At 69.2% G+C, this 18,859-nt stretch carries 22 protein-coding genes and 5 pseudogenes; 19 read left to right on the forward strand and 8 right to left on the reverse strand.

Going from position 1 to position 18,859, the window contains the following annotated elements; genetic code table 11:
• Positions 1 to 218 precede the first annotated feature (218 nt).
• The gene (locus tag OG286_RS01400) at positions 219 to 404 is read right to left on the reverse strand and encodes a hypothetical protein (RefSeq protein WP_396325061.1); all 186 of its coding nucleotides are present in this window, start codon (positions 402 to 404) and stop codon (positions 219 to 221) included.
• 316 nt (positions 405 to 720) lie between these two features.
• On the opposite strand from OG286_RS01400, the gene OG286_RS01405 reads away from it, so the two are divergent.
• The 3 genes from OG286_RS01405 to OG286_RS01415 are packed head-to-tail and all read left to right on the forward strand — an operon-like array spanning position 721 to position 2,362.
• Positions 721 to 888 carry a hypothetical protein gene (locus tag OG286_RS01405; RefSeq protein ID WP_396325060.1) on the forward strand — a complete coding sequence of 56 codons (168 nt, stop codon included), beginning with the start codon at positions 721 to 723 and terminating at the stop codon, positions 886 to 888.
• Positions 888 to 1,817, forward strand: coding sequence for a hypothetical protein (locus OG286_RS01410; RefSeq protein WP_405364622.1), 930 nt, complete (start codon positions 888 to 890; stop codon positions 1,815 to 1,817). The genes OG286_RS01405 and OG286_RS01410 overlap by 1 nt, the downstream gene beginning before the upstream one ends.
• Positions 1,818 to 1,834: 17 nt before the next feature.
• A complete protein-coding gene (locus OG286_RS01415) occupies positions 1,835 to 2,362 on the forward strand; it encodes a hypothetical protein (RefSeq protein ID WP_405364624.1) in 528 nt (175 codons plus the stop codon).
• Positions 2,363 to 2,737: 375 nt separating this feature from the next.
• Here OG286_RS01415 and OG286_RS01420 read toward each other — a convergent pair whose 3' ends face one another.
• Positions 2,738 to 3,715: an alpha/beta hydrolase gene (locus OG286_RS01420; protein ID WP_396320165.1), complete on the reverse strand. Its 978-nt coding sequence runs from the start codon at positions 3,713 to 3,715 to the stop codon at positions 2,738 to 2,740.
• An 847-nt stretch (positions 3,716 to 4,562) separates the two neighbouring features.
• On the opposite strand from OG286_RS01420, the pseudogene OG286_RS01425 reads away from it, so the two are divergent.
• Positions 4,563 to 5,563 (forward strand): annotated as a pseudogene (locus OG286_RS01425) (IS5 family transposase).
• A gap of 8 nt (positions 5,564 to 5,571) precedes the next feature.
• Here OG286_RS01425 and OG286_RS01430 read toward each other — a convergent pair.
• Positions 5,572 to 5,982 carry a hypothetical protein gene (locus tag OG286_RS01430; protein ID WP_405363460.1) on the reverse strand — a complete coding sequence of 137 codons (411 nt, stop codon included), beginning with the start codon at positions 5,980 to 5,982 and terminating at the stop codon, positions 5,572 to 5,574.
• An 82-nt stretch (positions 5,983 to 6,064) separates the two neighbouring features.
• Between OG286_RS01430 and OG286_RS01435 the strand changes: the two genes are divergently transcribed.
• From OG286_RS01435 to OG286_RS01475, 9 genes and pseudogenes are all read left to right on the forward strand, one after another.
• Positions 6,065 to 6,352 (forward strand): hypothetical protein, encoded by a 288-nt coding sequence (locus OG286_RS01435; RefSeq protein WP_396320167.1) that lies wholly within the window; start codon positions 6,065 to 6,067, stop codon positions 6,350 to 6,352.
• Between the two features lie 75 nt (positions 6,353 to 6,427).
• Positions 6,428 to 7,429: a DNA polymerase thumb domain-containing protein gene (locus tag OG286_RS01440; RefSeq protein ID WP_405364626.1), complete on the forward strand. Its 1,002-nt coding sequence runs from the start codon at positions 6,428 to 6,430 to the stop codon at positions 7,427 to 7,429.
• A 153-nt stretch (positions 7,430 to 7,582) separates the two neighbouring features.
• Positions 7,583 to 7,734: pseudogene (locus OG286_RS01445) on the forward strand (IS1380 family transposase); the annotation flags it as partial.
• 517 nt (positions 7,735 to 8,251) lie between these two features.
• The gene (locus OG286_RS01450; RefSeq protein ID WP_396320559.1) at positions 8,252 to 9,724 is read left to right on the forward strand and encodes an arabinofuranosidase catalytic domain-containing protein; all 1,473 of its coding nucleotides are present in this window, start codon (positions 8,252 to 8,254) and stop codon (positions 9,722 to 9,724) included.
• 146 nt (positions 9,725 to 9,870) lie between these two features.
• Positions 9,871 to 10,035 (forward strand): annotated as a pseudogene (locus OG286_RS01455) (non-reducing end alpha-L-arabinofuranosidase family hydrolase); the annotation flags it as partial.
• A gap of 81 nt (positions 10,036 to 10,116) precedes the next feature.
• Positions 10,117 to 10,308: pseudogene (locus tag OG286_RS01460) on the forward strand (IS5/IS1182 family transposase); the annotation flags it as partial.
• A 480-nt stretch (positions 10,309 to 10,788) separates the two neighbouring features.
• Complete coding sequence (locus tag OG286_RS01465; protein WP_396320169.1) at positions 10,789 to 10,971, forward strand: hypothetical protein; 183 nt, start codon at positions 10,789 to 10,791, stop codon at positions 10,969 to 10,971.
• Between the two features lie 68 nt (positions 10,972 to 11,039).
• Positions 11,040 to 11,636, forward strand: a complete 597-nt coding sequence (locus tag OG286_RS01470) for a cytochrome b N-terminal domain-containing protein (RefSeq protein ID WP_396320170.1) — start codon at positions 11,040 to 11,042, stop codon at positions 11,634 to 11,636.
• Entirely contained in the window at positions 11,633 to 12,577 is a 945-nt protein-coding gene (locus OG286_RS01475; protein WP_396320171.1) for a hypothetical protein, read from the forward strand. The genes OG286_RS01470 and OG286_RS01475 overlap by 4 nt, the downstream gene beginning before the upstream one ends.
• Positions 12,578 to 12,608: 31 nt before the next feature.
• Here the strand turns inward: OG286_RS01475 and OG286_RS01480 are convergent, their stop codons facing one another.
• On the reverse strand, positions 12,609 to 12,890 hold the full coding sequence (locus OG286_RS01480; protein ID WP_396320173.1) for a universal stress protein: 282 nt from the start codon (positions 12,888 to 12,890) through the stop codon (positions 12,609 to 12,611).
• 133 nt (positions 12,891 to 13,023) lie between these two features.
• On the opposite strand from OG286_RS01480, the gene OG286_RS01485 reads away from it, so the two are divergent.
• Positions 13,024 to 13,146, forward strand: coding sequence for a hypothetical protein (locus OG286_RS01485; RefSeq protein ID WP_396320576.1), 123 nt, complete (start codon positions 13,024 to 13,026; stop codon positions 13,144 to 13,146).
• 135 nt (positions 13,147 to 13,281) lie between these two features.
• A complete protein-coding gene (locus OG286_RS01490; RefSeq protein WP_405364628.1) occupies positions 13,282 to 14,049 on the forward strand; it encodes a family 43 glycosylhydrolase in 768 nt (255 codons plus the stop codon).
• On the opposite strand, the pseudogene OG286_RS01495 reads toward OG286_RS01490, so the two are convergent.
• Positions 13,956 to 14,294, reverse strand: a pseudogene (locus OG286_RS01495) (transposase); the annotation flags it as partial. The gene OG286_RS01490 and the pseudogene OG286_RS01495 overlap by 94 nt on opposite strands.
• Before the next feature lie 116 nt (positions 14,295 to 14,410).
• Between OG286_RS01495 and OG286_RS01500 the strand changes: the two are divergent.
• Together OG286_RS01500 and OG286_RS01505 are read left to right on the forward strand one after the other, a co-directional pair.
• Entirely contained in the window at positions 14,411 to 14,572 is a 162-nt protein-coding gene (locus tag OG286_RS01500; protein ID WP_396320175.1) for a hypothetical protein, read from the forward strand.
• Between the two features lie 41 nt (positions 14,573 to 14,613).
• Positions 14,614 to 14,766 (forward strand): hypothetical protein, encoded by a 153-nt coding sequence (locus tag OG286_RS01505; protein WP_396320176.1) that lies wholly within the window; start codon positions 14,614 to 14,616, stop codon positions 14,764 to 14,766.
• 436 nt (positions 14,767 to 15,202) lie between these two features.
• On the opposite strand, the gene OG286_RS01510 is transcribed toward OG286_RS01505, so the two are convergent.
• On the reverse strand, positions 15,203 to 16,093 hold the full coding sequence (locus OG286_RS01510) for an AAA family ATPase (RefSeq protein ID WP_405364630.1): 891 nt from the start codon (positions 16,091 to 16,093) through the stop codon (positions 15,203 to 15,205).
• A 115-nt stretch (positions 16,094 to 16,208) separates the two neighbouring features.
• On the opposite strand from OG286_RS01510, the gene OG286_RS01515 reads away from it, so the two are divergent.
• Entirely contained in the window at positions 16,209 to 16,682 is a 474-nt protein-coding gene (locus OG286_RS01515) for a helix-turn-helix domain-containing protein (RefSeq protein WP_396320560.1), read from the forward strand.
• Here the strand turns inward: OG286_RS01515 and OG286_RS01520 are convergent.
• Both OG286_RS01520 and OG286_RS01525 read right to left on the reverse strand, forming a co-directional pair.
• On the reverse strand, positions 16,595 to 17,575 hold the full coding sequence (locus OG286_RS01520; RefSeq protein WP_396320178.1) for an NADPH:quinone reductase: 981 nt from the start codon (positions 17,573 to 17,575) through the stop codon (positions 16,595 to 16,597). The genes OG286_RS01515 and OG286_RS01520 overlap by 88 nt on opposite strands.
• 20 nt (positions 17,576 to 17,595) lie before the next feature.
• On the reverse strand, positions 17,596 to 18,174 hold the full coding sequence (locus tag OG286_RS01525; RefSeq protein ID WP_396320179.1) for a PadR family transcriptional regulator: 579 nt from the start codon (positions 18,172 to 18,174) through the stop codon (positions 17,596 to 17,598).
• Positions 18,175 to 18,300: 126 nt separating this feature from the next.
• Between OG286_RS01525 and OG286_RS01530 the strand changes: the two genes are divergently transcribed.
• Entirely contained in the window at positions 18,301 to 18,693 is a 393-nt protein-coding gene (locus OG286_RS01530; RefSeq protein WP_396320180.1) for an ester cyclase, read from the forward strand.
• Positions 18,694 to 18,859 lie beyond the last annotated feature (166 nt).

Below are 18,859 nucleotides of genomic sequence, written 5' to 3' on the forward strand. Positions count from 1 at the left end.
TTGCTGTGCTGCGGGCCCTGTTCCGCGCCCACGGAGCCCGTGCCCGGCCTTCTCCGACGCCGAGGACCGCCGTGCCGGCAACGGCGGAGTGGACTCACGAAGCCCCGGCCCGACTACTGGTGACACCCGCGCGGGGACTCCCACCGGGCGGGCCGGGGCTTCATGGCGGCGCGTGGGTCGGCCGATCAGCAGCCGGCGCGAGACCGTGTCGGTCGGCTTCAACTCCCCGGTGTCGCCGTTGTAGAGGGCGTTGCGCGGCTGGATGAGACCCCCGTCTCGCGCACGTCGTAGTTGCACTCCGACCACTGGCCGGCGTCGTAGGGGTTGCGGCATCCACCGGAGCGGCCGTAGTCGGTGCGCCAGAGGCCGACCGCGGAGTAGCCGTCCTTTGCGAGGTCGAGCACGCGCACCTTGTCGCCGGCCTTTTTGAGCAGGTCTACACCCCCGGGCTGACGATGCACTCCCCGCTGTCCGCCGTGATCCCCGACTCCGGCATGGTGACGGACGCGCCGGTGGTGAGCCGGCCGTCCTCCGGGGTGGCGGCGGGAGGCCTGGACAGTCAGGGCCGTGGCCGACATCGTCAGGGCGGCAGGCGTCCACCCTGCCCCGCGTCTGCCGCGGGGTCACGGCGGCGCGTCTTCTTCGTGCCGCGGAACACGCGGCGCATCACTCTGGTCGCCGCCCCTCCTGCTGACGGGAACCCTGGTCCCGCTGCTGGACATGACGACGACGGACCTCCTCGCCCGCGGACTGCCGAAGGCGGATACGATCGCACCCGCCCGCGACTTCGCGCCCCAGCCCGTGTTCCTGGCCCTCCTGGTCGGCGCCGCGGCCCAGGCGTTCCGCGCCGGCACCCGCCTACGCGCCGACAGCGAAGGGCTGGTCTGATGCCACCGGAGGACCCGCACCAGATCGAGTGTCACCTCGGCCGCCTGATGGATGAACGCGGCATGACCCCGAAGTACGCGGGCGCCGGCGCCGAGACGACGGCCATCGCCATCAGCAACCGCATCACCGCCGCGCTGAACGAAGCCGACCACGCGGACCAGGAGATCAGCGCGCGGCTGAACCACTTCGCGGCCAACGCTGGCAACGGCATGGGACTGGATGCCGCCATGGTGGCGAAGGACCAGGCCGCGGAGACCGCCCGCGAGCAGATACCTGCCAAGGGCACCGACCCGGCCAGCGTCAAGAAGTGGTGGGACGGCCTCACCGAGACCGAGCAGCAGAAGTTCATCCACGACAATCCCGACCAGGTCGGCAACCTCGACGGAGTCCCCGCGGCCGTCCGTGACCAGGCGAACCGCCTGAACCTCACCCGGGCCCAGGCGGACCTCCAGAAGCAGCTCAGCGACCTCGAAAAGTCCGAGCCCCTCTCGGTGGCGGGAACCCCGTACGGGGCCACCGAGAGTCCGGACCACATTGTCTGGAAGGCCCAGCGTGACGCCTTGCAGGACAAGCTGAAGGGCCTCAATGCGCTCCAGGACCGCCTGGACCTGCCCGTCAGCGAAAAGGACAAGGCGGCCGACCTCAACATCGACCTCGCGAAGGGGACGAAGATGGACCCGTCCAGGGTGTACGCGGTGCTCGGCGGCGGCGACTCGATCACGGACTGGACGCCTGACCCCTTTTCCCCCGACAACTACAACCCCTTCAGCGACGACTACCACGTGCGCTTCGGGCGCGACCCGATGAACCCGGCCTTCGGTGCGCAGCACCTGCCGTCCCAGGACACCGACCACGACCACTACTGGAACGCGAAGACGCCGTCCTGGAAGGCGTTCGGTCAGGTCATCGCCGGAAAGCCGGTCTCATGAGCCGATCCTCGCAGCCCGTGCCACACGGGCGGACCGCCGATGGCGGACGGTTCGCGCGCGCCGCCCTGCTGTGCCTGCTGCCCGCGGCTTTCCTCGCCCTCGCCGCCTGCGGGACCGACACCCCGTCGATGAATCTCGGCCGGGCCGAGGAGAAGGTCAAGGCGTACGCGTCCGGCGCGCTCGCCGTGCTCCCCGACAAGGACACTGTGCATGTCGCCGAGCCACTGGTGGACAAGAACGAGTGCGAGGCTGGGGCGATCGGCTCTCCCCCGAAATACATGCCGTACATCACGTACGACCTGCGCGGGATCCCCGGGCCGAAGGTGCACGGCGTCTTCGAGGCGGTACGGCAGCGGCTGAAGCAGGACGGCTTCTCCGTCAAGCACAGCGACGACCAGCGACTGGACCTGTCCAACGATGCGAACAAGTTCACCGCTTCGGTCGTGGTGGGCCAGCCCGACACGGCGCCGGACACCCTGTACCTGACCGTCATCGCCCCCTGCGTCAAACGCGGCGCCGGCCCGGGGGCTTCCGCGAGCAGCTGACCGCACTCCCTGGGGTGACCGGCCTGTGGGCCAGGCGGACGGCCAGGGTGCGGGGCGTCAGCCACGAGACCCGTCAAGGAGCGGGTCTCCGAACTGACCGGAGAGAACTCATCTCATCATCAGCGCACTCGGCGTTCATGATCCTCTGCACCACCCAGCCCGGGTACAGGCGTCGCACCATGGCCGTCGTCCGCCCGTGGTCCGCCCCGCCCACCTGGACCTGGCCCACCTGCTTCAGGCGGCACGGCACGTCTCCCTCGGCGTACACGAGCAGACCGGTCTTGGCCCCCCAAGGATCCTCCCTCCAGCGAAACCCGTGTTCCGGTCGCACCCTACCCACGAGCACCGACAAGCGGATCCGGGGAGAACGGGCTCCTACGTGGTGGCGAGCGCGTGCCCCAGCAGGGACATCGCGTCGGGCATCACCCGCCGCCAGAAACCGTCCGTGTGCTCGCCGTCGGGGAAGCGCGCCTCGCGCGCCCGGGCCTGACGCGCGACCTGGCGGGCGGCGGGGCAGAACGGGTCCTCCTGGCCGCACCACACACCGAGAGTGCCGGCCTGCAGGCGGTCCGGACGCAGTGTCGGCTCGTGGGCCTGCCAGTCCGCCTCGTCGGCGTACCCGCCGGTGGTGCGGGCGTCCGCCCAGGTGCGGAAGACGGCCGGGCTGAGCAGCGCGACCGCGTCCAGGTTGCGGCCGGCCTGCGTGCGACCGACGGCGTACTGCAGGGCTCCGGAGCCACCCATGGAGATCCCCATCGCGGCGCGGGGCGTGGGCAGTTGGCGGGCGTGCAACCAGCCGGGGAGCTCCTCGCGGAGCATCGCCTGCGGGTCGTCGCCGCCGGGGGCGTGCTGGTGCCAGTACGTGGCATCCCCGCCGTCCACCGCGACGACGGCGAACGGCGGCACGCCGCCCTTGACCGCCGCCGCAAGGAACTGCGGCACCCCGAGCGCCACCATGCCCTGCGCGTCGTTCCCGCGCCCGTGCAGCATGACGCAGACCGGCAGGTTCGTGCTCGCCGCGGTACCGGGCGGGAGCATGGTCACCATCGTGACCTCCCGGCTCCGCGCAGCCGACCGCACCTGCTCGACGTGCACCGCTCCCGGCACCACGTCCGGCACCGTGCCGTCCGTCCCGGTCATCCCCAGCACCTTCTTCAGCCCCACCCCACCGGGCAGCCACCCAGCGAGCATCCCGCCCCCGGCCGCAGCCCCGAGCACGGCACCGCCACCCACGACGCCGGCCCCGATCCGCAGCAGGCGCCGCCGCGACAGCGCGCGGTCGGCGGGGCGGTCGGCGGGGTCCGCTGGGGGCTGCTCGGGGTGCTCGGGGGCACTGTCAGTATGCGTGGTCATGTCTGTTTGGCCTTTCGCCGTTCGGTTTCGTGCGCGCAACCTCGGGCGGGCGCCGCCCGGGTCGAAGCCCGTGGGCATGCCCGCGTTCGTGAGGTGCGTGTGGTTGATGTCCGCCCGGCCGATCCGGTCGGCCCCCGAGGCAGCCCGCACGGCCGCGGCCTGGGGCACTGCTGCGGGGCTCGGTCAGCGCTGTGCGCCGCGGGCGGTGTGCGGCAATTCAGAGCAGCCACAGCGACAGCGGACGTGGGCGATGGCGGCAGCAGCGCTGGGCTGCATGGCGTTCCGCGGTTTCCGGTCGACGCCGTCCGCTCGGGCGGACCTGCGCGGCGGCCCGGCTCAGAGCCGGCGGATGGACAGATGTCGGCACGTTTCCCCCAGTCGGCCGGCCCAAGCAAACGATCATCGTAGGGGACGAGAGATCGGACCGCCTGGTTCCGCCCCCGCATCACCGTGTGCTGCTGGGGGCGCAGCGCCTCCGGGTGTGGGAGGAGACGGCGTGATGGGCGCGCTGCCACCAGGCGGCGCCGACGGCGCCGGAATGGACGGCCTTGTCGTGGGGGGCGCGGCGTTCGGCGAGGGCGTGGCTGGTGGTGGCTGAGGCGGGCGGCCACCTCGCGGCAGATGGCCGGGTCGACTGCGGCCCAGCAAGGCTGAAAGCTTGACCAGTCTCGTGAAATCCTTCCTTCCAGCCCCTATTTTGCTTGGGATGTGTCCACGTTTCGACGAGTTTCACTGAATCTCACTGGATTCTGGCAACTGACAGGGCATCACTAGGGCCTGTGTGATGTTGCAATCAATATTGCAGTTTCGTGCCCACCTGAAGGCGGAATCCGGTAGGACGCTGTATGTGACGCGTAGGCAACTCACTGACGAGCAGTGGACGTTCATCGAGCCGTACTTGCCGATCGGCGAGTACGGCCCATACCCCGAGAGGCTGCGGGATCAGTTCGAGGGAGTGATCTGGCGGTTCCGCTCCGGCGCCCAGTGGCGGGAGATGCCCTCCGAGTTCGGTCCCTGGCCGACGGTCTACGGTCGCTTCCGGGTCTGGAGGGACGCCGGCGTCTTCGAAGCCGTGCTGAAGGGGCTGGTCGCGGAGGCCGCGAAGCGGGGTGAGGTGGACTTGTCGCTGGTCAGCGTGGACTCCACCACCGTGCGGGCACACCACGACGCTGCCGGGATGCACCTGGACCCCGACGCTCTGGCTGCCCTGGAGAAGGCCGCCGACGAGGCGGAGAAGGCCCGGCAAAAGGGGGCGGCCCGGAAGAACAAGACGGGCAGAACGCCTCAGACGACCCGGAACGGGAAGAGCGGCGACGAATCCGGCGCCGGTGCAAGCTCCGGCTGAAAGCCGCCCTGCTCGGCCGCTCCAGAGGCGGGCACCAGCAAGGTCCATTGCGCCGGCGACCGGAAGTGCCGCCCGTTGGCGTTCGTCCTGACCGAGGGGCAGGCCGCCGACAGCCCGCAGTTCATCGCCGTGCTGAAGAAGGTCCGGGTCCGGGTGCCGGTCGGGCGTCCCCGCACCCGGCCCGACGCGGTCGCCGGTGACAGGCCTACTCGTCCCGCGGCAACCGCGCCCATCTGCGGAATCGGCGCATCAAGGCGGTCATCCCGGAGAAGAAGGACCAGGCCGCCAACCGGAAGAAGAAGGGCAGCAAGGGCGGCAGGCCCGTCGGCCACGACGCCGAGCTCTACAAGCAGCGGAACACCGTCGAGCGCCTGATCAACAAGCTGAAGGCCTGGCGAGGCATCGCCACCCGGTTCGACAAGACCCCCGAGAGCTACCTCGCCGGCCTCCACCTTCGCGCCCCGATGATCTGGATCGATGATCTCCTGCTGACCACTGGCTGATCACAACATCACACAGGCCCTCGCTGGCCGACGTCCACGGCATCACCGACGACCAGGCATCCCGGATCGAAGCCAGCCAGCCCTATGCGGACCTCGCCGACTTCTGGTCCCGCGCCCAGCCCTCCCACCCGGTCGCCGACCGCCTCGCCCGGGTCGGTGCCTTCGCCACCCTCGCCCCCGGTACGGGGCGCCGCGACCTGCTCCTGCAGATCGACGAACTCCACCGCCACCGCCGCGCCGCCACCGGACCGGGCCAGCTCACGCTCACCCAGGCCACCGCCCCGGACGCCCCCTCCAGCAGTCTGCCCGTCATGACACCGAGTCAGGAGCTGGAGGCCGAACTGGAAGTCATCGGCATGGACGTCTCCCGGCACCTCATGGAGCCACTGCACCCGCTGCTGGCCGAAACTCGGTGTCATCCCCTCTCATCAGCTGAGAGACCAACTGACCGGCGAGACCGTGCTGGTCGCGGGCGCGAAAGTCGCCATCCAGACTCCACCGATGCGCTCCGGCCGCCGCACCATCTTCGTGTCGCTGGACGGCGGCAGCCCCGGCGGCCAGATCGACCTCGCCTACTTCGACGACACCCACCAACAGGCCGCCCACCCGCTGTTCCACCACTTCCTGCTGCTCGCGCGCGGAACCGTCTCCCGCCGGGAGAAGTCCGTCACCGTCATCGGCACCCACGCCTGGAACCTCCAGGAGATCGCCGACACCCACAGAACCGGCGGTGCCGCCGCCGTCCGCACCCTCCTCGCCACCCAACCCCGGCCCCGATCACGCCAATGACGCCGACGGTGGTGGCCGCCCCACCCGGTCCGGCGGTGCCGGACGACTGTGGCACGCCAGCAAGGGGAGCGCCGGATGACCACTGGCACCGAGGTGACGGTCCTTCACCTACGCTTCCACCGCGCCACGTTCGAGACCTACAGCGAACTGTTCACCGTGCTCGACGGCGTCACTCCCTTGGTCCAGGCCCTGCCACCGGACAGCGCGCTCCTCGAACTGGCCGGTGCCGTGCGCTATTTCGGGCAGAGTCCCGAACAACTCGCCGATCTGCTCCAGACCTGCCTCGCCGCCCGTTACGGCCTGCTCACCACCGGCGGGATCGGCCCCAACCGCATGCTCGCCACCATGTCCGCAGACACCGCGATCCCCGGCACCGTGCAAGTACTGAGCGACGACCCCGCCGAGCAGGCCCGGTTTCTGCGGGACTGCCCGGTCCGGGCCCTGCCCGGCGTCGGCCCGACACTGGAGCGCTCCTTGACCAAGTACGGCATCGAGAAGGTCGGCGACCTGGCCGATCTGCCGCCCGCCACCGTGCAGCGCATCGCCGGGGCCTCCACCGGCCGCCTGATCCAGAAACGCGCCCACGGCACCGACCGGCGCACCGTCACCCCGGCCGGACCACCCGCCACCATCACCAGCAGCCACCGCTTCGACCAGGACACCCTCGACCACGACCAGATCCGCCGTGCCCTGCTCGCCGCCGCCACCGACCTCGGCACCCACCTGCGCGCAGCCGAGCAACTCGCCCGCACGGTCGAGCTCCAGGTCACCTACGCCGACCGCTCCACCACCACCCGGTCGCGTACCCTGTGCGAACCCACCGCCCACACTCCGGCAATCCGGGACACGCTGTACGCCACCTTCGCAGCCCTCGGCCTGCAACGGGCCCGGGTACGGGCCGTCACCGCCAGGACCGGAAACCTCGCCACCGCCACTGGTACCGCTGTCCAACTCGCCTTCGACCGGTCCACCGAGAGCCACCGCACGCTGGAACCCGTCCTCGACCGCGCTGCCAGACGCTTCGGCCCCGGCACGATAGCGCCAGCAGCCCTTGGTTCATACACCCGGCGTGGATAGTCACGGCCGCCCACTCGCCTGGCGTGGGTTTCTGCGTCGACGGTGGCGGATCCGACTGGCTCAGAGCACCAGGATGACCTCAAGGGTGCACCGCGTCGATGTCGCTCGCGGTGGCGTCCGGGAACGCCTCGCACCGGGCCGGTGGCGTACGGAGGGGGAGAAGCCACCGCCGAGCCGAAGAAGCTGCGCTACCGGCTGCTACACGTCGCGGCCCGCATACCCGCACCGCGAGGGCCGGCCCCTGGGCCGGCGACCTGGTCAACGCGTTCACCCGGTTGACCACGCTACCGCGACCGATCACCTGAACACCGGCCCACGTCCCGACGGGCAGTCGGCGGAGGACTGCGGCCACCGCGCCGGGCCATCGGCGTGCCCGTGAACTCCGGAGGACCTCCCCGAGATCGACTGCCCGGATCGCGGCCTTGATCAACGGTTGGCGAAAGGCTGCGGTCGGCTTGTCGGCCGTCGAGCCTCGGCAAGGCCAGCGTCCCATAAGGGACACCCTCCGAAAACCTTCCCGTTGCATCTTGACACAGCTGATGTTAGCGCTCACAGTCGTGGTGCGTTCAGCCGCACCGCCGGTTGGCTACTCAACACCTACACCCCCACATATTCCTGCACGGCTCCTCCTCGGAATTGTTAGCGCTAACACGCCACTTCCCGGGCAGTTGTCCGTGCGCGGGTGTCGTCGGCGTCCGCGCCGATGCGGCCCGTCCCACGTCGTCGATCCCATGATGGAAGGAAGACGCTATGTCGGTTGGGTTAGCGCGCGCCGCGAGGTGGCGCCGTCGGTGGCGGTCGGGGGTGGTCGCCGCAGCAGTCATGGCGATTGTGGGCGGGTTGCTCACGGTGGCCACGACGCCGGCGTCGGCCGCCACGGTGGACACCACCGCCTGGTACGTACTGGTGAACCACAACAGCGGCAAGGCCCTCGACGTCTACAACTTCTCCACCGCCGACGGCGCCAACGTCGTCCAGTGGACCCGCACCAACGCCAACAACCAGCAGTTCCAGTTCGTGGACTCCGGCGACGGCTACTACCGGATCAAGGCGCGGCACTCGGGCAAGGTGATCGACGTGTCCAGCTGGTCGACAGCCGACGGTGCCGCCATCCACCAGTGGACCGACCACGGCGGCGCCAACCAGCAGTTTCGGTTGGCCGACTCCGACAGCGGCTACGTCCGGCTGATCAACCGCAACAGCAACAAGGCGGTCGAGGTCCAGAACGCGGCGACCAACGACGGCGCCAACGTCGTGCAGTACAGCGACTGGGGCGGCACCAACCAGCAGTGGCAACTCGTCAAGGTGGATGGGGGCACCGGCTCCGGCCCGTGCGACATCTACGGCGCAGGTGGTACGCCCTGCGTGGCGGCGCACAGCACAACGCGCGCCCTCTACAGCGCCTACAACGGAGACCTGTATCAGGTCAGACGCTCGGACAACACAACCCGCAACATCGGCGTACTGACCCCTGGCGGCGTCGCCAACGCGGCGGCCCAGGACTCTTTCTGCGCAAACACCACGTGTGTCATCACGGTCCTGTTCGATCAGTCCGGGCATGGCAACGACCTGTGGTACCAGGGTTCCAGCGTGGTCCCAGGCTCACCACAGAGCCGCCCGGCCGTAGCGACCACCGAATCGCTGACGGTCGGTGGCAGCAAGGCCTACTCGCTGTACATCAACCCCGGGAACAGCTACTGGCGCGACGGCCACCTGACGGGTGTCCCGACGGGCAGCGCACCCGAGGGCATGTACATGGTCACCAGCGGTACGCATGTCAACAGCGGCTGCTGCTTCGACTACGGCAACAGCGAAACCACCCGCAAGGCCGACGGGCCAGGTGCCATGGACGCCATCTACTTCGGGACGAGCTGCTGGTTCGGCGGCTGCTCCGGAACCGGACCCTGGGTGCAGGCCGACCTCGAATGGGGCCTGTTCCCAGGTGGCAGCAGCACGTGGAACCCGAACCAGCAGGCGTTCACCAGCAAGTTCGTCACGGCGACACTCAAGAACAACGGGACGTCGCGATTCGCGCTCAAGGGCAGCGATGCCCAGGCCGGAAGCCTGTACACCCTATGGGACGGCGCGCTTCCCAACGAGCCCAACGTATACAGCCCGATGAAGAAGCAAGGCGCCATCGTCCTGGGCAGTGGCGGCGACTGCTGCTCACCCGACGTAGGCAATATCAACGACAGCGCGGGCACGTTCTACGAGGGTGCCATGGTCTCGGGCTACCCGTCGGATGCGACCGAAAATGCAGTCCAGGCGAACATCGCCGCCGCCGGCTACCGATGAACCAGACCCGGCCGCCGGCCTGACGGGTACAAGCGGTGCCGCCGCTCTATGGCGGCGGCACCGCTTCACCCAGATGTGCTGATAAACCCTGCGCAGGTTGAACCACGCGGAAGGGGTCGGGCGCGGACGTGCCTGACCCCTTCCGCGTGGAGGGTCTTGGGGCGGCATCCTTCCGCACAGCGGCCATACCGGGCGCACCGTACCGCTTGACATCGACCGGCCCGCTGGCAACCCCGAGCGCGGGGTGGGTCGCGCTCAAGGACTTCACCAACGTCGTCTACAACGGCAAGCACATCGTCTATGCCACGACGCACAACACCCTCGCCGGCCGAGTCGGCGGGATTCGCCGCCACGGCGTAACCGGAGGGGGCCCAGCGGCAGTTGAGTTTGGTGTGAAGAAGAACAACCCTCACGCCGAGGGCCCCGACGGTCTTGTCCACACCGCCCGCCTGCCGCTGTCGAGTACCACCCTGAACTGTCTCGCCGACCTGATACGCGGCCACCTGAAGAAGATCGGTTCCAGGTGGCGGGCGCTGCCCGCCGGGAAGATCGCCGGCATCGTGCTGGCGGTGCTGCGCTGTGACGGCCGGTGTCCGGGCGCCGGACGGCTTCGCGAGCACCGCCGACGCCTAGCGGGAGTTCCTGGAGACCGGTGGCCTCCGGCAGCGGACCGTCGAGTAGATCGGGTTGTTGAACCGGGGCGCCGCGCTTGACCAGGTGCGCGCCGCGATCCACGCCGCCATCCTGAGCACACCCCACCGCCTCGCCCAGGGCATCGCCCGGATCGCCGCCTCATGATGGCCCGCGCCGCTCATCGTGCGCACCAGCGACTTCAAGGCCAACGAGTACGCCAAGCTGGTCTTCGGGTGCCCGTTCGAGCCGGTCGAGGCCAAACCGGTGATCGGCTGGCGGGGTGCCACAGCTTCGCCGCGGTGAAGCAGCACGTGGCCGCTACCGAAGGGGACTGACCGCGTGCGAGGTGGGCCGTTCGGCTCATCGCGTACGTGCCGGTTCGGCGGTGCCGGGTGAGACTGGCACCGGATCAGTCCTGGAAGGGGCCGACAATGACAGTCGCACTCCCGTACGCCGCGCTGGCGGCACCCATCGACCTCAACCACACAGGGCACTACGTCCACTGGGGTGTGGTGCAGATCTCGGTGGCGAACCTCGTGGTCATCGGCCTGATGGTGCTGGTCTTCGTAGCCGCGGTACTTCTGCCGTTCCCCAAGGGACGAGGACGCAAGTGAGCGACTCCGTCCCGCCCCCCGGGAACGCGGCACCGGGCGCAGCCCGCTCGGGCGGGTGGACCGGGGCGGTGCGTCGGTACGCCGTACGCACCCTCCCGCCGGAGAAGCTGCTGCCCGACAGCCAACCGGCGTACATGGCCTCGTGGATCTACGTCTTCGGCGTGCTCACCGTGTCGTCGCTGGCCGTGGTCCTGGCCACCGGATGCCTGCTCGCGCTGGAGGGCCCCGGCTGGTGGCACACCTCCAGCGTCGGCAAGTACGTCAACAGCCTCCACCTGTGGAGCGTGGAGCTCTTCATGTTCTTCATGGTGATCCACCTGTGGGGCAAGTTCTTCATGGCCGCGTGGCGCGGTCGGCGGGCGATGACCTGGATCACCGGGGCGGTGTGCTTCCTCGCCTCGATCGGCGCGGCCTTCACCGGCTACCTGACACAGCAGAACTTCGACTCCCAGTGGATCTCCGGACAGGCCAAGGACGGCCTGAACGCGGTCGGCATCGGAGCCTGGTTCAACGTCCTGGACTTCGGCCAGATGCTGATGTGGCACATCGTGCTGCTTCCGCTGGTCGTGGGGCTGCTGACGGCGTGGCACGTCTTGCTGGTCCGGCGCCGCGGAATCGTGCCGCCGATCGACGCAGCTCTGCGGGAAGCGGAGGTCCGGTCATGAACCCGCGCGCCCGCCGGGCGGCGGAACCCGACCCTGCCACGTTCCCGACCCGCCCGTACGACCTGCTGAAGGAGTTCACCATCGCGCTGGTCGCGGTGGCGCTGCTGACCGCGGGTCTCGCCGCGCTGTTCTCCTCCCCGGACGACAAGCCGGTCACCCTGGCCACCTGGTCGGCCGCGACGCCGAACGACTTCACCGCGACCGCCGTCGCGGAGCTGGGCGGTACCAGTACGACGGCGCAGTACGGCCCGCCGTACAACAGCACCCCGGGCGCGGGGCAGAAGATCTTCGGGGTCGGCCTGCAGCGGGCCGGGGGCGTGCGCATCCCGGTGGACACCGCCGAGGACTTCGTGCTGCGACCGCTGCGCCAGCCCCCGGAACCGGCGGACGTCACCGCTGCGCTCACCGCCTGGAACGCCGCACCGGCCGACCAGCAGCAGGCGTGGACCTCTGCGTACTCCGACGCGCTCGGCAAAGCCCCGGACGGCGATCCCGCCAAAGCCGCCCCCGGCGACTACGGCCCCGTCCCGGTGCTGATCACACGCCTACTGGCACTCGCCCAGGCGGGCGCCCTCGACGGCCAACTGCAGGCCCAGGGCCACTTCTACCAGACCGACTACACCAAGCCGATGCTCTTCCTCGCCGACGGCAGCTACCTGGAGGACCAGGCCAGTGCGCAGCACCTGGCCGGCGACCAGTGGGGCATGATGAACGAAACGGGGAACTACCCCGGGCAGGCCTGGCTGTGGCTGTACACCTTCTGGTACCAGATCGACCCGTTCAAGACCTCGGGCAATGCGGACGCGCTCATCTGGGCGCTCATGGCGTTGCTCAGCCTCGCCTTCGTCCTGGTGCCCTTCATCCCCGGGATCCGGTCCATTCCCCGTTGGACGAAGGTGTACCGCTTGATCTGGCGCGACTACTACCGGGGGCAGCCGTAGTTCAACGGCGCTCGGCTGTCCGCGGACCCGGTCAGCTGACGCTGCCGCGGACCACGACGACCGGGCAGCGGGCGTGCTGCACGCAGTGCTGACCCACCGAGCCCAGCAGGGCGCCGGAGAACCCACCGTGGCCACGGCTCCCCACAACGAGCAGCTCGGCTCCGCAAGACCTCTCCAGCAGCACCTCTGCGGCGTTGCCGAGCACGACGCTCTCCTCGACCTCCACCGGCGGGTCGTCCCCGACCACCTCGGCCACTGCTTGGGTGAGCATCTTCCCCGTGGCATCGGCGAGTTCGGGGTCCAGACCCGTCATCGGCAGGCGCAGCAAAATCCGAGAACCCCCGCCGGCCGCCCAGTCAGACGATCTTCACCGCGGACACCACCCGCCGACCAGCGTGAGCACGTCGATATCCGCGCACACCAGGCCTGCGACCTGCAACTTCACGATGACACCACTCATTGACCCTTGCAATCTGCAATTCCTCTACCAGGGGCGCGACCCCAGCACCGACGGCATGGACTACGGCCTCCTGCCGTACCGGCCGGGCGTGCTGACACTGCAGCGCTAGAGGTCCGGCTTCTGGCGGTCCCCGCCGACGCCCACCCCTTCATATCCCAACCGAATAAGGGGGGTTCAAACAGTGACATTCACACTTCAGCGGTGGTCAAAACGCGTCCTCGCCTTGACGATAAGCCTTCTCTGTATGACGGCATTTCTTCCGGCCGCAGCCCGGGCAGACAACCCGATCGTGCAACACATTTACACCGCCGACCCGGCACCGCTGGTCTACAACGGCCGGGTCTACCTGTACACCGGACACGATGAGGACAACTCGGCGCCGACGTCATTCACGATGCGCGAGTGGCGGGTGTCGTCCTCGTCGGACATGGTGAACTGGACCGATCACGGCTCGCCGATGAGCCTGGCGACCTTCAGCTGGGCCAGCGCGGACGCCTGGGCGGGACAGGCCGTCTACCGCAACGGCAGGTTCTACTGGTATGTGCCAGTGCGAATGACCAACGGGTCGCAAGCCATCGGAGTCGGGGTCTCGGACAGCCCCACCGGGCCGTTCCGCGACGCGCTCGGCGGTCCACTGATCCAGAACTCCGAAATCGACCCCACCGTCTTCATCGACGACGACGGGCAGGCCTACCTGTATTACGGCAACCCGAATCTGTGGTATTTGCGGCTCAACGCCGACATGATCTCGTACTCCGGCAGCCCGACGCAGATACCGCTGACCACCGCGGGGTTCGGCACCCGCACGGGAGATGCGAACCGGCCCACCTTGTACGAGGAAGGCCCCACTGGACGAGCAGCAGTTTCAGCAGGTCAGGTGGGTGTCTCCAATGAACGGTGCAACTCGGGTGGTGTGAGTTACCGGCGGCCGACGGAGAGTCGGCCGTCGAAGGCGATGTCGAATGCCTGGAGTGCGGGCTTCCATCGCAGGGTCCAGCGTTTGCGTCCCTGACCAGTGGGGTCCAGGCTCATGACGGCCATGTAGACGCACTTCAATGCGGCCTGCTCGTTCGGGGAGTGTCCGCGGGCGCGGACGGCCTTGCGTATGCGGGCGTTGACCGACTCGATCGCGTTGGTGGTGCACACGATCCGGCGGATCTCGGCGTGGAACTGGAGGAAGGGTACGAACTCGGCCCAGGCGTTCTCCCAGAGCCGCACGATCGCCGGGTACTTGTCGCCCCATGCCTCCTGGAACTCGCCTCAACAGAGACAGTCACGTCGCTCATCAGGTGCTACTTCCATGATCGGGAGTTACACCGTTCAAAAGTACAGACCCGCTGCTGGCCCGCCGATTGCAGGCCGACGGCCAGGCGATGGACTGCCGGCAGCTCGCCGCAGCCCTCGGCCTGGATCCGGTCCCCGCGAAGGTCGAGGGCGTGCGGGCGAAGGCGAAGCGCCTGGCCGCGCGGGGCTGGCTGGCTGAGGCGAGCCCGGGGATGTTCAGCGTCGCGGCCGGGCGAGGCGGCGGCTCATGACCATGCACAGTCGCCCCTCCGGTCCGTTGTTGGTGGGAAGAGTGGTCGACACGCTCGGACTGCGGCTGACCGTCATGGTCACCGCCGCGAACGTGACCGACCGTCAGGCCGGGAGTGCCATGCTGGCCAGGCTGCATGAACGCCACTGGCGTATCACGCTGGTGTGGGCGACGGCGGCTACACCGGGCACCTGATCGACCTCGCCGCGAAGCTCTGGCGCATCGCGCTCACCGTGGTCAAACGCAGCGACGACACCTCCGGTTCGTCGTGCTGCCCAAAAGGTGGCTGGTGGAGCGCACATTCGCGCGGCCGGATGCAGATACCTCTTGCCCGGTCACAGCCCTGGACGCCGCGCAACCCCCTCGGCCTCGCCGACACCTTGAGACACCACGGTCTTCCCGCCCGCGCTGCACGGAACACCGCCATGGTGGACGCCCTGGTAGACCTGCCGCCCATGGTCATCGCCGACCTTCGGCATCCACCCCAAGACAGCCGAACGCTGGGCCACCTTCGCCGGCGGGAACTGGTCCGATTACTTGGCAGCGCGACGGGCCGACCCGCAGAGCTAGTGCTTCCCCGCGCAAGTTCGTGGAGGGGTACCGGAAGGCGAGTCTGGACGTGTCGGATCTGTCAGACGAAGGAGAAGCGCGCGGCGGCTTCGGCGGGCGTAGTTCCTTGGCGGCGTCCGGGGACGTCGTGGACGGCGGTTGCGCCCTCAGAGCGCAGTTGGTCTGTGGCGGCATGTCGGGCCATGATCGCGGCGTAGGCGCGGACGTCTGTGGCGGTGACGTCAGTACGGCCTCGCCCCGCGTGCTGCTGGAGAAGATCGGTGACGTCCGGGTCGAATCGCAACATGGTCACCGGAGCGTTGAAGCGCCTGGCGATGGCGATGAGTCGTGCGCGCGCCTGGGGGGTGACGTTCGTGGACTCGGCGACTGCGCTGTGTCCGGCAGCGAGCCTGGCGACGATCCTGCGGTCACGCTCCTCGAAGATCCGAGCGTCCGCCGCTTCGGAGTCCGCTTCTGCGGGTGAGGTGCCGAAGAGCTCCGCGCGGATCTCGTCACTGGATACCACGGCTTCCTCCTCGATCTGCCGACGCGCGATCAGTGCCCGAACGAAGCTGGTCTTGCCCGAGGCTGGCGGTCCGACGAGGACGACCAGACCCGCCGGCACTCGGATCAGCCCGGAAGTGCCCGGTGCGGGAGTGTTGAGGTAGAGGTTGCCGGCGCAGTCGAGGGCTTCTTCAGGGGAGCCGGCGGGCAGTCCGGTGGGCAGGATGTTGTCCTGGTAGCTGTCGTTGCTGGCCAGGTAGAGAGCGAAGCCCCAGGTGTGCAGCACGCCGGTGAACCGCAGGCGGCACAGCGGGATGATCTGCTCGCCGGGAAATTCGGCTCCCACGTAGGCGAATCCGGCGCGGAAGCGGACCGTGACGGCGTTCACCTGTGGCCAGCGCTCGCGGGCGTGGCGGTTCAGTCGCTGGCGCAGGTGGTGCTGCATCGATTCCGGCGGGTTCTTCGGCACGGGCCCATCCTGCCGGGTGCGGCGTGGGCGCGCCATGATCTTGGTCGTGAAGGGTGGGCAGTGGGCGGGGACGGCGGTCGCGGTGGTGCTGGAGACAGAGGTCCGCGAGCGGTTGATGAGGACGGCGGCTTCGGCGAAGTCGGAGGTGCGGGCGGTGCTGCGGGCTCAGATCGTGCTCGCGGCGGCGGACGGGCTCGCCAACGGAGCGATCGCGCGGGAGTTGGAGGTCAGTGTGAACACGGTGCGCAAGTGGCGCCGCCGATTCGCCGGCCTGGGCGTTGACGGGCTGCGGGACGCCGAACGGTCGGGGCGGCCGAAGGTCTACGGCTCCGATGTGCGGGTGGCGATCGTGGCCAGCGCGACAAGCGCGACAAGCGCGACAAGCGAGCCTCCGTGCCCGGAGGCAACCTGGTCGCACCGGTCTATCGCCGAGCGGGTGGCCGGTACATGTTTCGCGCCGGTCTCCGCGGCAGTTGAGCAGAGCAGTGTTCCGAGTCTGCGCTATTGGGGGATGGTGAGCAGGATGCGGCCGTGGCCACCGCCAGCGTCGACGCGGTCGTGGGCCTTGGCGATGTCGTCCAGCGGGTGACGGTCGCCGACGGCGACGGTGAGGGCGCCGACGGCGGCCGCGGAGGTGAGGTCGCGGGCGGCCTGGCGCTTGGCCTCGGCGGGGAAGTCGTCGCTGCCGAGCAGCCGCAGGGTGACGTTGTTGAACAGCAGAGGCCAGAAGGGGATCTCGGTGCGGTCCGAGCGGGTGGCATAGGCGGCGATGACGGCGTTGTTGGCGGCGACGGCGTTGTCGAGATCGGCGTTGTCGGACAGCGCGACCTCGATGATCCGGTCGACGCCCCGCGGCGCGTACGAGCGGATGGCAGCGGCGGGCTCGCCAGTGTCCAGGGCGATGGCGTGGGCGACGGCCGGGTCGACGCGGTCGAGGTCCGCGGTGCGGCGGACGGTGGCGATCACGGTGGCGCCGGCCCAGTGGGCGAGCTGGGCGGCCAGGGAGCCGACGCCGCCGAGGACTCCGTGGACCAGGACCAGTCGGCCGTCGACCGGGCCGTCGGCGAAGACGGTGCGGTGGGCGGTGATGCCGGGGACGCCGAGGCTCGCGCCCAGCTCGTCACTCAGATGATCTGGCAGAGGTACGGCTTGGTGGTCAGGTACGACGGTGTACTGAGCAGCTGTACCGAAGGGGCGGTAGGACTGGGCGCCGTATACCCAGACCCGCTGTCCGACGCGGCGGGCGTCGACTTGGGCGCCCACGGCGTCGATGACTCCGGCGGCGTCGCTGTGCGGGATCACCCGTGGATAGGGCATGGACGAGCCGAGCCAGCCGCGCCGTTTCTTGGTGTCGCCGGGGTTGACGCCCGAGACGGTGACGCGGACGCGGACCTCGCCGGGGCCGGGGGCGGGATCAGGGAGTTCGCCGACGTGCAGGACATCGGTGGCGGGGCCCTGGTCGTCGTACCAGGAAGCAAGCATGGGGGTACCTTCGTGGGCAGTCAGCTCGCGGGAGCGGCGGGCGCATGCGGATCGCTGTCGGTGCATCTGGTGTCGAATGCGGGCGGCTTCTCCCTGAGGGTCTCGCGCAGCCAGGTCCGTTCGGCGCGGCTGGTGGCGCGGGCGGTGAGCAGCATGCCCCGCCGGTACGGGTCGGCGACCTCCTCGGCACGCAGGGGCCGCTCGTTGTCGTAGAAGAAGCTCGCCGGTTCTTCCAGGAACTCCAGCCGCCTGCGCAGCACCGCGTGCTGTTCGGCCACGTCGGGCAGGTGGGAGAGGAAGGCCAGGACGATGTAGAACCGGGTGAAGTCGGTGATCTCGTGGTCGGCGGGCTTGCGCAGGCGCTGAAGCATGTCGGCCCGTCCGGCCGCGGTCAGGCTGAGCACGTACCGGGCCGCCCCCGCGGCCGGGTCGGCGCGCCGCTCGATCAAGCCCGCCTTGGTCAGGCGATTGATCGCCGGATACAGGCTGCCGTCACTGACCGGCCGCGTATGGCCGGTCAGCTGTGAGACGCGGCGGCGCAGCTCGTGTCCGGGCAGGGGTCCCTCGGCGAGGAAGCCGAGTATCGCGAGTTCCAGCATGCCTCCATCTTCGCACGCCTACATCGAATCGATGTGAACATCGAATCGATGTTACGCTCGTAGGTATCCACCCAAACGTCTCTGGAGAGGCACAGCAAGATGCCGTCGCAGTCCACCGAGTCAGTGATGAACCGTTTCGTCGAGTTCATCAACACGGGCAACGAGGACCTCGCTCGCGAGGTCATTTCTCCGGACGCGGTGTTCCACGCGCCCAGCCACCCGGAGCCACTGCGGGGGCCCGATGGGTACATGGAAGTCATCGGGATGATGCGCAGCGCCTTCCCGGACGTCCAGTGGACGCTGGAGGAGACGGTCACCGAATGCAACACCGTGGCCGCGCGGTTCACCATGCGGGGAACCCACGACGGTGACTTCTTCGGGATCCCGGCGAGCGGCAACAAGATCTCGGTGCAGGCCATGAACTTCTACTACCTGGCCGACGGCCGGATCGTCGGCGAACGGGGCCAGCCCGACCTCCTCGGGGTGATGCAGCAGATCGGTGCCGTACCGGCGCCGTGAACCACGTTGGGCTGGGTGAGCCTTCTGTCGCGCGGGATTGCCGCTGCTCGGAAGGGCTCGTACGGCGCCGTGGCAGAGGGCGAAGGCCCGCACCGGAGCGCGGGCGCCGGCCCGGGTTCATCGCAAGAGTTCGGTCTTCTTCTTGATCCGGCGTCTTCGCGCGGAC

The organism is Kitasatospora sp. NBC_00039, assembly GCF_045160625.1.
Taxonomy (GTDB): Bacteria; Actinomycetota; Actinomycetes; order Streptomycetales; family Streptomycetaceae; genus Kitasatospora.